The 12,823-nt window shown below is 63.6% G+C and carries 12 protein-coding genes and 1 pseudogene; 6 read left to right on the top strand and 7 right to left on the bottom strand.

Going from position 1 to position 12,823, the window contains the following annotated elements; all coding sequences use genetic code 11:
* Positions 1-150: 150 nt before the first annotated feature.
* Complete coding sequence (locus HWV67_RS24000) at positions 151-1,047, top strand: peptidoglycan DD-metalloendopeptidase family protein (RefSeq protein WP_175653055.1); 897 nt, start codon at positions 151-153, stop codon at positions 1,045-1,047.
* Between the two features lie 6 nt (positions 1,048-1,053).
* Here HWV67_RS24000 and HWV67_RS23995 read toward each other — a convergent pair whose 3' ends face one another.
* From HWV67_RS23995 to phoB, 3 genes are all read right to left on the bottom strand, one after another.
* Positions 1,054-2,394, bottom strand: a complete 1,341-nt coding sequence (locus tag HWV67_RS23995; protein ID WP_110969797.1) for a hemolysin family protein — start codon at positions 2,392-2,394, stop codon at positions 1,054-1,056.
* A 114-nt stretch (positions 2,395-2,508) separates the two neighbouring features.
* Positions 2,509-3,783 (bottom strand): phosphate regulon sensor histidine kinase PhoR, encoded by a 1,275-nt coding sequence (gene phoR / locus HWV67_RS23990; protein WP_256680195.1) that lies wholly within the window; start codon positions 3,781-3,783, stop codon positions 2,509-2,511.
* Between the two features lie 206 nt (positions 3,784-3,989).
* Positions 3,990-4,679 (bottom strand): phosphate regulon transcriptional regulator PhoB, encoded by a 690-nt coding sequence (phoB, locus tag HWV67_RS23985; protein ID WP_095158932.1) that lies wholly within the window; start codon positions 4,677-4,679, stop codon positions 3,990-3,992.
* A 148-nt stretch (positions 4,680-4,827) separates the two neighbouring features.
* On the opposite strand from phoB, the gene HWV67_RS23980 reads away from it, so the two are divergent.
* Positions 4,828-5,196, top strand: a complete 369-nt coding sequence (locus tag HWV67_RS23980) for a COG4315 family predicted lipoprotein (protein ID WP_110969795.1) — start codon at positions 4,828-4,830, stop codon at positions 5,194-5,196.
* A 71-nt stretch (positions 5,197-5,267) separates the two neighbouring features.
* Here the strand turns inward: HWV67_RS23980 and ubiA are convergent, their stop codons facing one another.
* Together ubiA and HWV67_RS23970 are read right to left on the bottom strand one after the other, a co-directional pair.
* Complete coding sequence (gene ubiA, locus HWV67_RS23975; protein ID WP_175653054.1) at positions 5,268-6,158, bottom strand: 4-hydroxybenzoate octaprenyltransferase; 891 nt, start codon at positions 6,156-6,158, stop codon at positions 5,268-5,270.
* Positions 6,158-6,723, bottom strand: a pseudogene (locus HWV67_RS23970) (chorismate lyase). The gene ubiA and the pseudogene HWV67_RS23970 overlap by 1 nt, the downstream one beginning before the upstream one ends.
* 148 nt (positions 6,724-6,871) lie before the next feature.
* Between HWV67_RS23970 and HWV67_RS23965 the strand changes: the two are divergent.
* From HWV67_RS23965 to HWV67_RS23950, 4 genes are all read left to right on the top strand, one after another.
* Positions 6,872-7,039 (top strand): rubredoxin, encoded by a 168-nt coding sequence (locus HWV67_RS23965; protein ID WP_095158936.1) that lies wholly within the window; start codon positions 6,872-6,874, stop codon positions 7,037-7,039.
* Positions 7,040-7,073: 34 nt separating this feature from the next.
* Positions 7,074-8,222 (top strand): NAD(P)/FAD-dependent oxidoreductase, encoded by a 1,149-nt coding sequence (locus tag HWV67_RS23960; protein WP_175653053.1) that lies wholly within the window; start codon positions 7,074-7,076, stop codon positions 8,220-8,222.
* 188 nt (positions 8,223-8,410) lie between these two features.
* Positions 8,411-8,686 (top strand): HU family DNA-binding protein, encoded by a 276-nt coding sequence (locus HWV67_RS23955; protein WP_175653052.1) that lies wholly within the window; start codon positions 8,411-8,413, stop codon positions 8,684-8,686.
* Between the two features lie 155 nt (positions 8,687-8,841).
* Positions 8,842-9,216, top strand: coding sequence for an SCP2 sterol-binding domain-containing protein (locus tag HWV67_RS23950; RefSeq protein ID WP_175653051.1), 375 nt, complete (start codon positions 8,842-8,844; stop codon positions 9,214-9,216).
* A gap of 45 nt (positions 9,217-9,261) precedes the next feature.
* Here the strand turns inward: HWV67_RS23950 and HWV67_RS23945 are convergent, their stop codons facing one another.
* Positions 9,262-10,662 (bottom strand): aminoacyl-tRNA deacylase and HDOD domain-containing protein, encoded by a 1,401-nt coding sequence (locus tag HWV67_RS23945; RefSeq protein ID WP_175653050.1) that lies wholly within the window; start codon positions 10,660-10,662, stop codon positions 9,262-9,264.
* A gap of 78 nt (positions 10,663-10,740) precedes the next feature.
* A complete protein-coding gene (gene recG, locus HWV67_RS23940; protein WP_175653049.1) occupies positions 10,741-12,816 on the bottom strand; it encodes an ATP-dependent DNA helicase RecG in 2,076 nt (691 codons plus the stop codon).
* Between the last annotated feature and the right edge of the window lie 7 nt (positions 12,817-12,823).

Here is a 12,823-nt window from a genome sequence, read left to right as displayed (position 1 = left end):
CGAAGCTGCCCAGTGGCTCGCCGACGCGCCGTCTGGCGGCAAATTGCCACCGCTGATCGGCTTGAACCTTCCTGAAACAGTCCCCGCCTTCTGCGACAAAAACCGGCTGCTAGGCTTCGACAAAGCACAACTGTCAGAAGGCCATTAGTCATGTCATCCCGCCTGCTGCTGTTCTGCGCCTTGCTGCTATCTGCCGGGCCGGCTCTGGCCATGACCATCTACAAAAGCACCGACCCTTACGGTGTTGTTTCCTACTCTGATCGGCCCCAGCCTGGTGCGCGGCCTTTCATCTTTCGGGACCAGATGGTCGAGCAACTGGACAGTCAGGTGCACCTTCAAGCCACGCCGCATGCCGGCGGTGTGCATTTCTCCGTGTACAACGAGTTGTTCGCGCCCGTCGAAGTCGAGTTGCGCCTGGAGCGCCTGGGCAATGCGAGGGACGTCGGACCGCGGGTAGTGCGCCGGGTGGTGCCGCCACGGGCCACGGTAGCGCTGACCAGCGTCAGCGCCTTGCAACCGGGCAAACCGGTAACTTACCGCGAGAAATTTCGCACGGCCCTCGGCGATCCCGTGCAGCGGCCGCAGGCCTATCGCTACCCCTTGCCCTGGCGTGGCGGGCCGTTTCGCCTGACCCAGGGCCCTAACGGCCGCTTCAGCCATTTCGGGCCCAAAGGCCGCTACGCCATGGACATCGCCATGCCCGAGGGCACGCCGATCATCGCTGCGCGTCCTGGTGTAGTGGTCAAGGTGGAGAACCGGCAGAGCGGGCGTGGCACGCAGCCGTCCGGCAATTTCGTGAGGATCCTGCACAGCGACGGCACCATGGGCGTGTACCTGCACTTGATGCGGGGTTCGGTGGTGGTCAGGGAAGGGCAGCAGGTGGCGTATGGCACGCCGCTCGCGCGGTCGGGGAATACCGGCAGGAGCACCGCGCCGCACCTGCATTTCGTGGTGCAGCGCAATGTCGGGCTGGCGGTGGAGTCGATTCCCTACCAGTTCAACCAGCCCGTGGGTGGATTGCCGAACTTCACCGCCGGCAACCCGTGAAGGTACTCAATCGAGCTTGAGCACCTTGGCCAGAACGATCTTCGGCCCTTTCATCTTCTTGATGATGATGCGCAAGCCTTCGACTTCCAGCACTTCTTCCTCTTCCGGGACCCGTTTGAGGGTCTCGTAGACCAGGCCCGCGAGGGTTTCCGCCTCGATGTGGTCGAGGTCCACGCCCAGCAGGCGCTCGACCTTGAACAGCGGCGTGTCACCCCGCACCAGCAGCTTGCCCGGCTGGTAGGCGAGGATGCCGCGCTCGGCCTTGCGGTGTTCGTCCTGGATATCGCCGACCAGCACTTCCAGCACGTCTTCCATGGTCAGGTAGCCGATGACTTTGCCGTCGGCCTCCTCAACCAGAGCAAAGTGCGCGCCGCCTTTGCGGAACTGCTCCAGCAACTGTGACAGCGGCATGTGCCGGGAGACGCGTTCCAGCGGGCGGGTCAGTTCGGCCAGGTCGAAGGACTCGGGAACGTGGTCCAGCGCGGCCAGTTCCAGCAGCAGGTCCTTGATGTGCAGCAGGCCGACGAACTCGCCGCGCTCGGCGTCGTACACCGGGTAGCGGCTGAATTTGTGCCGGCGGAACATCGCCAGGATCTCTTTCAGCGGCGCATTGACGTCGAGGCTGATCATGTCTTCCCGGGAGTTGGCCCAGTCGACCACTTCCAGCTCGCCCATTTCCACCGCCGAGGCCAGCACACGCATGCCTTGGTCGCTGGGGTCCTGGCCGCGGCTGGAGTGCAGGATCAGTTTCAGTTCGTCACGGCTGTAGTGATGCTCGTGGTGCGGGCCGGGCTCGCCTTGGCCGGCGATACGCAGGATGGCGTTGGCGCTGGCGTTGAGCAGGTAGATGGCCGGGTACATGGCCCAGTAGAACAGGTACAGCGGCACGGCGGTCCACAGCGACAGCAGCTCTGGCTTGCGGATCGCCCAGGATTTGGGCGCCAGCTCACCGACCACGATGTGCAGGTACGAAATCACGAAGAAGGCGCTGAAGAACGAGACGCCCTTGATGATCTCCGGCGACTGCACGCCGATGGCGGCCAGCAGCGGTTCGAGCAGGTGGGCGAATGCCGGTTCGCCGACCCAGCCAAGGCCCAGCGATGCCAGGGTGATACCCAATTGGCAGGCGGACAGGTAGGCGTCCAGTTGGCTGTGTACGGTGCGCAGGATGTGTCCGCGCCAGCCATTCTGTTCGGCGATTGCCTCGACCCGGGTCGAGCGCAGTTTGACCATGGCGAACTCGGCGGCTACGAAAAAGCCGTTGAGCAGAACCAGCAAGAGAGCGAAAAGAATCATGCCGAAATCGGCGAAGAGTGAGGCGAGGCTGATACTAGGGGAAGGGTCCATGATGGAGTTTTACGGGGTCCGTCTTCTTGAAATAGGAGGAAAAAAGATGCCAGCTCATGCTGGCACCCGTCCGCCAATGTAGCGGCTGAAAACTCAAATGCAAAGTGCGCTGGATCACTGAACCTTGCGGGCGGCGATCTGAACGGCGGCGAAGTGGCAGGTAAAGGTGCTGCCATGGCCGGGAACGCTGCTGATTTCCAGGCGACCGCGATGGCGCAGCAGCACGTGCTTGACGATCGCCAGGCCCAGGCCGGTGCCGCCGGTATTGGAGGCGCGGCTGGAGTCGACCCGGTAGAAACGCTCGGTGAGGCGCGGCAGGTGCTTGGCGTCGATACCGATGCCCGAGTCCTGCACGCTCAGGTGCGCGCCGTGTTCGTCGCCCCACCAGCGGATGCGGATATTGCCCTCGTCCGGGGTGTACTTCACGGCGTTGAACACCAGGTTGGAGAAGGCGCTGCGCAGTTCCGCCTCGCTGCCTTTCAGGCGCAGGCCGGGCTCGGCTTCCAGGGTGATGCGCTGGTTACGCTGGCCAGACAGCGCCTGGGCGTCGCCCTTGATGGAGTGCAGCAGGGTGTCGACGGCGACCGGAAGGTTGTCCGACGGGTAATCGGTGGCTTCCAGCTTGGCCAGCAACAGCAGGTCGTTGAGCAGCGTCTGCATGCGTCCGCCCTGTTGCTGCATTTGCTGCAGTGCCCGCGTCCAGCGCGGATTCACGTCCTCCACGTTGTCCAGCAGGGTTTCCAGGTAGCCGGCAATCACAGTCAACGGTGTGCGCAATTCGTGGGAGACGTTGGCGACGAAATCCTTGCGCATCTGTTCGAGCTGGTGGATACGGGTGACGTCGCGCACCAGCATCAGGTGCTCGTTGTTGCCGTAGCGGGTGATGTGCAACTGAATGCGCAGGCGGTCGCTGATCGGCGACGGGATCTCCAGCGGCTCCAGGTAGTTTTCCTGCTCGAAATACTCTTTGAAGCGTGGATGGCGGACCAGGTTGGTCACCGGCTGGCCGCTGTCTTGCGGGGTCTTGAGGCCCAGCAGGGTTTCGGCGGCGCGGTTCCACCACTCCAGATTGCCTTCGCTGTCGAGCATGATCACCGCATCTCGCAGCGCGGCGGTGGACTCCTGGACGCGGTCGATCACTGCTTGCAGACGCCCGCGGACCCGTTGGTCGCGGCGCTGCAGGTGATAGATGCTGTCGAAGATCTCGCCCCACAGGCCGTAGCCGTCCGGTGGTGCCTCGTCGGATTTGTGCTCTTGCAGCCACTGGTGCAGCCGCAGCATCTGTTTCAGGGTCCAGCCCAGGTAGACAGCCAGGCCGAGCGCGAGGCTCCAGCCATAGTGGCCGCTGATCAGCCCGACAAGCAGGCAGACGGTAATCAGCAGCAGCATGTGGCGAATGAGGGTGCCGTGCCAGTTCTGGTTCACTTCGGGATCCTTGCGGACCAGCCCCAAGTTGCAAGCTGTTAGCTGCAAGATTGAAGCGGATCGTCTAATGCTTTCGCTCTTCGTGAGACTGGGTGACTGCAGCCATCAAGTGGAAGCAGATCGGCTCTTGCTTCTACTTGAGGCTTGCAGCTTCAAACGTGAAACTGCATTCAACCCTTGGTTGAAAACCTGTAACCCGTGCCGCGAACGGTTTGTACCAGATTTTCGTAGGCTTCACCCAGTGCCTTGCGCAGGCGCCGGATATGCACGTCGACGGTACGCTCCTCGACATAGACGTTGCCGCCCCAGACCTGGTCGAGGAGTTGCCCGCGAGTGTAGGCACGTTCCTGGTGGGTCATGAAGAACTGCAACAGGCGGTATTCGGTCGGGCCCATCTCGGCAGGTTTGCCGTCGATGGTCACGCGGTGGCTGATGGGGTCGAGCAGCAGGCCGCCGACTTCGATCGGCGCTTCGCCATCGCTCGGGCCGGCACGGCGCAGGACGGCCTTGAGGCGGGCGACCAGCTCGCGCGGCGAGAACGGCTTGGTGATGTAGTCGTCGGCGCCGACTTCCAGGCCCTGGATCTTGTTGTCTTCCTCACCCTTGGCGGTGAGCATGATGATCGGCACGTCGCTGGTCAGCTCGTCGCGCTTGAGGCGGCGGGCCAGCTCGATGCCCGAAGTGCCCGGAAGCATCCAGTCGAGCAGGATCAGGTCCGGCTTGCGGTCCACGATGATGGCGTGGGCCTGTTGCGAGTTTTCGGCCTCGAGGCAGTCATAGCCAGCCATTTCCAATGCAACGGCGATCATTTCGCGAATTGGCGCTTCGTCGTCAACGATCAGAATGTTCCTGCCAACCATGCTCAAACCTCTCCCAGCTTCTGGTGTCTTGGCCCGCATTAGATAACGGAATTATTGCAGTCGTGTGACAGGTCGGGGGCCGTTGCAGCAACATTCTGTTACTGGGCTAGGCTTTAAATCCCACTCCCGAGATTTAACGGTGAATCCAATGACACGACATACGCTGAACTGGATGACGCTCTGCGCAGCTCTCGCCTTACCGGGGGTGGCCCTGGCCGACCATGCCATGGAGAAGGACGGCATGCTGGTGGATCACAACGGCATGACGCTCTACACCTTCGACAAGGACGCTGGCGGCAAGTCCATGTGCAACGACGACTGCGCGAAGAACTGGCCACCCCTGGCGGCCAAGGCCGGTGAGAAGGCCGAAGGCAAATGGACGCAGATCAAGCGTGCCGACGGCAGCATGCAGTGGGCCTACGACGGCAAACCACTGTACACCTTCGTCAAGGACAAGAAGGGCGGAGACATGACCGGTGATGGCATGAAGGACGTCTGGCACGTCGCCAAGCCCTGAGCCATAAAGATGAGCTGTTGTGAGCGCTGGCTTGTCGGTGCCCCGCCAGGCCAGCGCTCACAGCGTTCGAATCAGCGGGTCGCGTAGTCGATCACGATGCTGATGAAGATGATCAAACCCGCCCAGTGGTTGTGCAGGAACGCCTTGAAGCAGGCTTCCCGCGCCAGGCTGCGGGTGGACCAGAACTCCCAGGCGAAGCACACCGCCGCGCCCAGCAAGCCGAGATGGAACCAGCCGCCCAGGTCGAACTGGTTGCCGGCCAGCAGCAGGCACAGCAGCGACCCGACCTGCAGCGACAGAATGATGATGCGGTCGGCTTCGCCGAACAGGATCGCGGTGGATTTCACGCCGATCCTCAAATCGTCGTCGCGATCGACCATCGCGTAATAGGTGTCATACCCCACCGTCCACAGCAGGTTGGCGATGTACAGCAGCCAGGCGATCGCCGGCAGCTCGCCGTTCGCCGCGGTGAAGGCCATCGGAATGCCCCACGAATACGCCGCCCCCAGAACTACCTGCGGGTAGTAGGTGTAGCGCTTCATGAACGGGTAGCAGGCCGCCAGCGCTACCGCGCCGAACGACAGGTACACCGTGGTGGCATTGGTGCACAGCACCAGCAGGAAGCTCAGGCCCACCAGCAGCCCGAACAAGGCCAGGGCTTCCCGACCGCTGATCTTGCCGCTGGCCAGTGGCCGCTCGGCGGTGCGTTTGACGTGTCCGTCCACCTTGCGGTCGGCGAAGTCGTTGATGGCGCAGCCCGCCGCGCGCATCAGCACCACGCCGAACAGGAAGATCAGCACATTGGCCAGGGTCGGCGAGCCTTTGCCGGCGATCCAGACCGCCGACAAGGTTGGCCAGAGCAGCAGGTAGATGCCGATCGGCTTGTCCATGCGGCTCAATTGAATGAAATCCCACGCACGGGGATGCAGGCGATTGAGCGACTTGAGCAGGCTCAGGTACATCAGCGGACCTCCTGGAAAGCTTCGGTGGCTTGCCACAGCGCGGGAAGAAACACCTCCGCCACCAGCAGGCCCAGCGCGCCACGGTCGAAACGCGAACGTCGGCCCCACAGACCTTCGCTGTCCTGCTCGGGCGGCAGCCAATCCGTCGGGTAGTGGCAGACTTCGATCGCCTGACGGGCGAAGCCGCGATCACAGAACAGCAACTCGCCCAGTGACCGGCTGCCCAACGCTTCCAGATCAAGGCCATCGTTGAGCAGGGCCTCGCGGCCGGCAACGCTGCGGGCGAACACCCAGGGTTCGCCATGGCCGCGCAGGTAAACCTCGCGCACCCAGCCTTCGCTGCCTGGCGTCAGGCCGAGGGCCTGGCACTCGTCGGCGCGCAGGGTCTGCCAGCCTTCATAAAGGGGCGTCACGGAGAAATGCTCAGCAGAGAGGCGGGTCAAACGGCGGGTCAGGGAGCCCTGGTCGAACAGCCAGTCCGGGGCAGCGCAGGCGTTTTAGCGGCGAGCTGCGGTGTGTGCTGCGTCCATTGCGCAGCCGGAAATTGCGAGGATTCGTATGGCACGGTAGATCAGCGGTTACAGGCCAGAGAGGCGGCGAGCTTAGCATGTTTGCCCCAGGCAACTTGCATCGCCTGGCCAGCCTCAGTACAAAGCCCTGCTGACGATCGACGCATAACGATCGCGCCTGGCCTGAATGTAAGGAGATCAACGATGAAGAAGTGGCAATGTGTGGTGTGCGGCCTGATTTACGACGAGGCCGAGGGCTGGCCGGATGACGGCATCGCGCCCGGCACCCGTTGGGAAGACGTTCCGGCAGACTGGCTGTGCCCGGACTGCGGCGTCGGCAAGATGGATTTCGAGATGATCGCCATCGGCTGATCTTTTTTCACCCTTTTTGAAGGACACGCAAGGCATGACCGATCCCGTCGTGATAATCGGCACCGGACTGGCGGGTTACAACCTCGCCCGCGAATTTCGCAAGCTCGACGGCGAGACGCCGTTATTGCTGATTACCGCGGACGATGGCCGCTCCTATTCGAAGCCGATGCTCTCGACCGGTTTTGCCAAGAACAAGGACGCCGACGGCCTGTGCATGGCCGAGCCGGGCGCCATGGCTGAGCAGTTGAAGGCCGAGATCCGCACCCACACCCGCATCAGCGGCATCGATCCCGGCCACAAGCGGCTGTGGATCGGCGAAGAGCAGGTGCGCTACCGTGACCTGGTGCTGGCCTGGGGCGCAGAAACCGTGCGCGTACCGCTTGAAGGCGACGCTGCCGATCTGGTGTTCCCGATCAATGACCTGGAGGACTACGCGCGTTTCCGCGCGGCGGCGGCGGGCAAGCGTCGGGTGTTGATCCTCGGGGCTGGCCTGATCGGCTGTGAGTTCGCCAATGACATGAGCCTGGGCGGCTTCGAGGTTGAGCTGGTGGCGCCGTGCGAGCAGGTCATGCCGACCCTGCTGCATCCGGCTACCGCGGCAGCGGTCCAGGCCGGGCTTGAAGGGCTGGGTGTGCGCTTCCACCTGGGGCCGGTGCTGAACCGCTTGCAGCGGGTGGCGGACGGGCTTGAGGCGCATCTGTCGGACGGCTCCGTGATCGCCTGCGATCTGGTGGTTTCTGCGGTCGGCCTGAAACCCCGCACCGACCTGGCCTCGGCAGCCGGTTTGAGGACCAATCGCGGGGTGGTCGTTGACCGCCACCTGCGCACGTCCCACGCCAATATCTACGCCTTGGGCGATTGCGCCGAAGTGGACGGGATCAACCTGCTCTACGTGATGCCGCTGATGGGCGGGGCCCGGGCGTTGTCGCAAACGCTGGCCGGCAACCCGACTGCGGTCAGCTATGGACCGATGCCTATCACGGTGAAAACCCCGGTCTGCCCGCTGGTGGTGTCGCCGCCACCGCTCGGGCAAGAGGGGCAGTGGACAGTCGAAGGGCAGGGCGCCGACCTGAAAGTGCTCTGCCACGATGCTGCGGGCCAACTGCTCGGCTATGCCCTTACCGGTACTGCGGTGATGGAGAAGCTGGCACTGAATCGCCAGCTTCCGCCCCTGATGGCGTAAATAACAGACGTTCTGTCGGATTTACCCCTCCATTGCTACCACAATGGCCGCCCAGAGACTGGCGCGGCCCTTGGTGGCGTGCCATCCTCACTCCCGTCTGCCGCAGTTTAGAGCCTGCGGTGCCTTAGGCGCTGCCTGTTGAGGCGGCACGGCATAACAACAAAAAATTCCGTCAAAGGGGCTTCACCATGCGTAAACCCGAACTCGCCGCAGCCATCGCTGAAAAGGCCGATCTCACCAAAGAGCAGGCCAGCCGTGTCCTGAATGCCGTGCTCGAACAAATCACGGTTGCCCTGCACAAAGGGGACGGAGTGACCCTGGTAGGCTTTGGCACGTTCGAGAAGCGTCACCGCGGTGCCCGCACCGGCAAAAACCCGCAAACCGGCGAGCCGGTAAAGATCAAGGCCAGCAATACCGTGGCGTTCAAGCCAGGCAAGTTCCTCAAGGACAGCGTCAATCCTTGAGAGCGTGATTCATCGAATGCAGTGAGAACGGGCATCCCAAGGGATGCCCGTTTTGCTTGGGGTGATCGGTACAGCAAAAGCAGGGCGACCAGTAGCAATCGTTCACTAAAAGGATAAACTGCGCGCGCCAGTCACTTTTTCGCCGAGGCGCATTCATGAAGTTCCGCTTTCTCCTTTGGGCCATGGGGCTGCTGATGTCCCGGGCCAGCCGCAAGAATCCGGCTTTCCAGCAGCAGTTGCAGGGCAAGGATCTGGTGTTCCAGCTACAGACGCTGGACGGCAAGGTCGCCCGCCACTTCGTCGTCAAAGACAACCGCATCAGCAGCAGCGGCGGCACCTATCCGACCCCGGCCTTCGCCATTGCCTTCAAGGACGCCGTGTTCGGCTTCGAGACCCTTCAGGCGAAGAACAAGCAACTGGCGTTCATGCAGGGAATCCAGGACAAGACCATTCAGATCAAGGGCAACCCGGCCCTGGTGATGTGGTTCCAGGGCCTGATGAAGTACCTGAAGCCCAAAAAGAAAGCCTGACCCCAAGGGGCCAGGCTTTTTTCGCGACAGCCGCTACAGCCGGACTCAGTGCTGGCTGAACTGCGAGGCCAGTTCGCGCAGCATGGTTTCCGCTTCCAGCACCTTGTGGACCACGTCTTCAGCCTTCTCACGAGTGATGCTCAGGCGTTCCAGCAGCTCGTCCGGAATACGCTCGTCTGGCCCGGAGCCGATACCGCGAGCGCGCAGCAGGCGCACCGACAGGCACACCAGGTTGGGGAAGGCCGAGTAGTCGCCGGCGTAATGCGGGTCGTGCTGGAAGCGCAGGGCGGTGGCCAGCTCTTCCGGCATGTCCCAGAAACGCATCAGCCAGGCGCCGATCTGCTCGCGACTGATGCCCAGCAGGTGTTGCTCGACATAGCTGTGGCACAGGTGCGGGTTGACCTCCAGGTGTCGGCAGATCAGCGAGAAATGCGGCGGGAACACGTGGGCCAGCAGCAGGTAGCCGAAGTTGTGCAGCAGCCCCGCCAGATAGGTCAGCCCCGCTTCCGGGCGTTCAGCCCGCGGCATTGCGCGCGTCAGACCCTCGATCACCGCAGCGGTGTAGATCGATTGCTGCCAGTACGGCGTGGTCTGTTGCGGATGATCCTTCGGCAGGCTGAGGGTCTTGCCCAGCGCCAGGCCCAGCGCCAGGTTGATCACCAGATCGAAGCCGAGCACGCGGACGATGGCGTCTTCCACCGAGCGGATCTTGCCGGGTGAGGCGTAGTAGGGCGAGGCCGCCCAACTGACCACCTGGGCGGCCAGCGCCGGGTCGGTTTCGACCACGCCGGTGATGTCATCGATGGTGGCGTTGGGGTCTACCCGCAGCTTGATGATTTTCTGCGCGGTTTCGGCCAGCGGCGGGATTTCGATGGTCGCTTCCAGACGCTGCTGGATTCGACGCGCGGTGAAAACCTGAACGGCCTGGGTGATTTCCTCGCTGTCGTCAGCGGGTCGGTCGAGGTTCGGGCGGATCTGGCTCAGCAGCTCGCCGAACTTGCCGGCGCTGGCCTTGCTGAGCATTTTCTTGAAGTCATCGCGCTCGATTTCCAGCAGCAGGCCTGCTTCACCGGACTGCACCAACAGACGCTCCGGCTGCAGCACGCTTTCTTCGTACAGGCACGGCGAACTGGTCAGCGCCGGAATGGCCGGCAGGATCTTCAGCCCGTGCTTGTCGAGCATCTGTTGCAGACGCTCCAGCGGCACCGCGGCCAGCTTGCGCCCGGTCAGTTCGGTGAGACGGCTGAGGTCGAGCAACTGGCTCTGCGGGAACAGCACCATCAGCGCGCCGACCGAGTCGTCCAGCAGGACGGCCATAACACGGGCTTCGGGCGGCAACTGCGGGTGTTCGGGCACTTCGCGATAGGCGACGCCGAGCTTGTCGAGCAGCAGCCGGATAACAGACGGAACCTGTGGGGTTGCTGTATCGAGGGCAACTTCAATCATGGTCTGTATCCAAATTTTTTACAGAGGCAGAGTATACCCAGCTTGACCGGGTGGCTGGATCCAATTGCGTGGATCACGTCACACCTGGCCATATTGTTGGCCGTGACGCAGCCAGCGTTCGAGCAGCGGGCTGACGTGATCGGGCCAGCGCGCCAACAGCGCCTGGGCGGCGTCGCGAACGGCGGGCAGCAGGTCGGCATCGCGCATCAGGTCGGCGACCTTGAACTGCAGCAGGCCAGTCTGGCGCGTGCCGAGCATTTCGCCCGGGCCGCGCAGTTCCAGGTCCTTTTCGGCGATGACGAAGCCGTCGTTGGTTTCGCGCATGATCCCCAGGCGTTCGCGGCCGATCTGCGACAGTGGCGGATGATAGAGCAGCACGCAATGACTCACGGCGCTGCCGCGGCCGACCCGGCCACGCAACTGGTGCAACTGCGCCAGACCCAGGCGCTCGGGGTTTTCGATGATCATCAGGCTGGCGTTTGGCACATCCACGCCGACCTCGATCACGGTGGTCGCCACCAGCAGTTGCAGGCGGCCTTCCTTGAACTCGGCCATGATCGCGGCCTTTTCCGCAGGCTTCATGCGCCCGTGAATCAGCCCCACGTGCAGTTCGCCCAAGGCGCTGGAAAGCTCCTCGAAGGTGGTTTCGGCGGCCTGGCAGGTCAGCTCTTCGGATTCTTCGATCAGGGTGCACACCCAGTAGGCCTGGCGCCCTTCGGCGCAGGCGGCACGCACCCGTTCGACCACTTCGAAGCGTCGGCTGTCGACCACCAGTACAGTGTTCACCGGGGTACGCCCGGGCGGCAGCTCGTCGAGGATCGAGGTGTCGAGGTCGGCGTAGGCGCTCATGGCGAGGGTCCGCGGGATCGGGGTCGCGGTCATGATCAACTGGTGCGGACAGAAACGGCCGCCCACGCCTTTCTGGCGCAGGGCCAGGCGCTGCTGGACGCCGAAGCGGTGCTGTTCGTCGATGATCGCCAGGGCGAGGTTGTGGAACTTCACCTCTTCCTGGAACAGCGCGTGGGTGCCGACCACCATGGGCGTGCCGCTGGCGATCTGCTCCAGCGACGCGGTGCGGGCCTTGCCCTTGAGCTTGCCGGCCAGCCACGCGACTTCGATGCCAAGCGGTTCGAGCCAGCGCTTGAAGGTGATGTAGTGCTGTTCGGCGAGAATCTCGGTGGGCGCCATCAGCGCCACCTGGTAGCCGGCTTCCAGCGCCTGTAGCGCAGCGAGCGCGGCCACCACGGTCTTGCCCGCGCCGACATCGCCCTGCACCAGACGCAACATGGGCTCGGGCTGGCTCAGGTCGTAAGCGATCTCGTTGCCGACCCGCTGCTGCGCGCCGGTCGGCGGGAAGCCCAGGTTGGCGAGGAACTGCGCCGGCAGCCGCTTGGCCTTGGGCAGCACCGGCGCGCGCAGGGCCCGCAGGCTTTCCCGCAGGCGTTGCTGTGAAAGCTGGTGGGTGAGCAGTTCTTCGAAGGCCAGGCGATGCTGGGCCCAATGCTGGCCTTCGGCGAGCTCATCGACATCGGCATCGGCGGGCGGCTGGTGCAGGTAGCGAATGGCCTGGTCCAGCGGACCGAGCTGGTAGTCGCGGGCCAGTTCTTCGGGCAGCCAGTCCGGCAGGCTGCGCGGGCCGAGCATGGCCAGGCTCTGCTGGCTCAACTGGCGCAGGCGCTGTTGAGTGAGGCCTTCGGTGGTCGGGTAAATCGGTGTCAGGGTCTGGTCCACCGGCGCCGGCTCGTCTCCGGTAAGGGCGCGGTACTCGGGGTGGTAGATTTCCAGCCCCGAGGCGCCGGGCCGGGCCTCGCCGTAGCAACGCAGGTGGGTGCCACGCTTGAGGCCGTCTTTCTGGGCGTTGCTGAAGTGATAGAAGCGCAGGCTCAGCACGCCGCTGCCATCACCGAGACGCACGACCAGGCTGCGGCGTTTGCCCATCACCACGTCGGCGCCGCTGACCACGCCTTCGATGACCGCATCCTGGCCAGGACGCAGCGCACCGATGGGCACTACGCGGGTGCGGTCCTGATAGCGCAGGGGCAGGTGGAACAGCACGTCCTGGAGGTTTTCCAGGCCGACCTTGGCGAGCTTCTCGGCCATGGCTTCGCCGACGCCTTTCAATGCGGTGACCGACACCTGGGACAACTCGGTCATGGCGAAA

The organism is Pseudomonas sp. Marseille-P9899 (genome assembly GCF_903166565.1).
In the GTDB taxonomy this organism is placed as follows: Bacteria; Pseudomonadota; Gammaproteobacteria; order Pseudomonadales; family Pseudomonadaceae; genus Aquipseudomonas; species Aquipseudomonas huaxiensis.
Note: the sequence above shows the minus strand (reverse complement) of the source record. Positions and strands in the feature narration are given on the sequence as shown.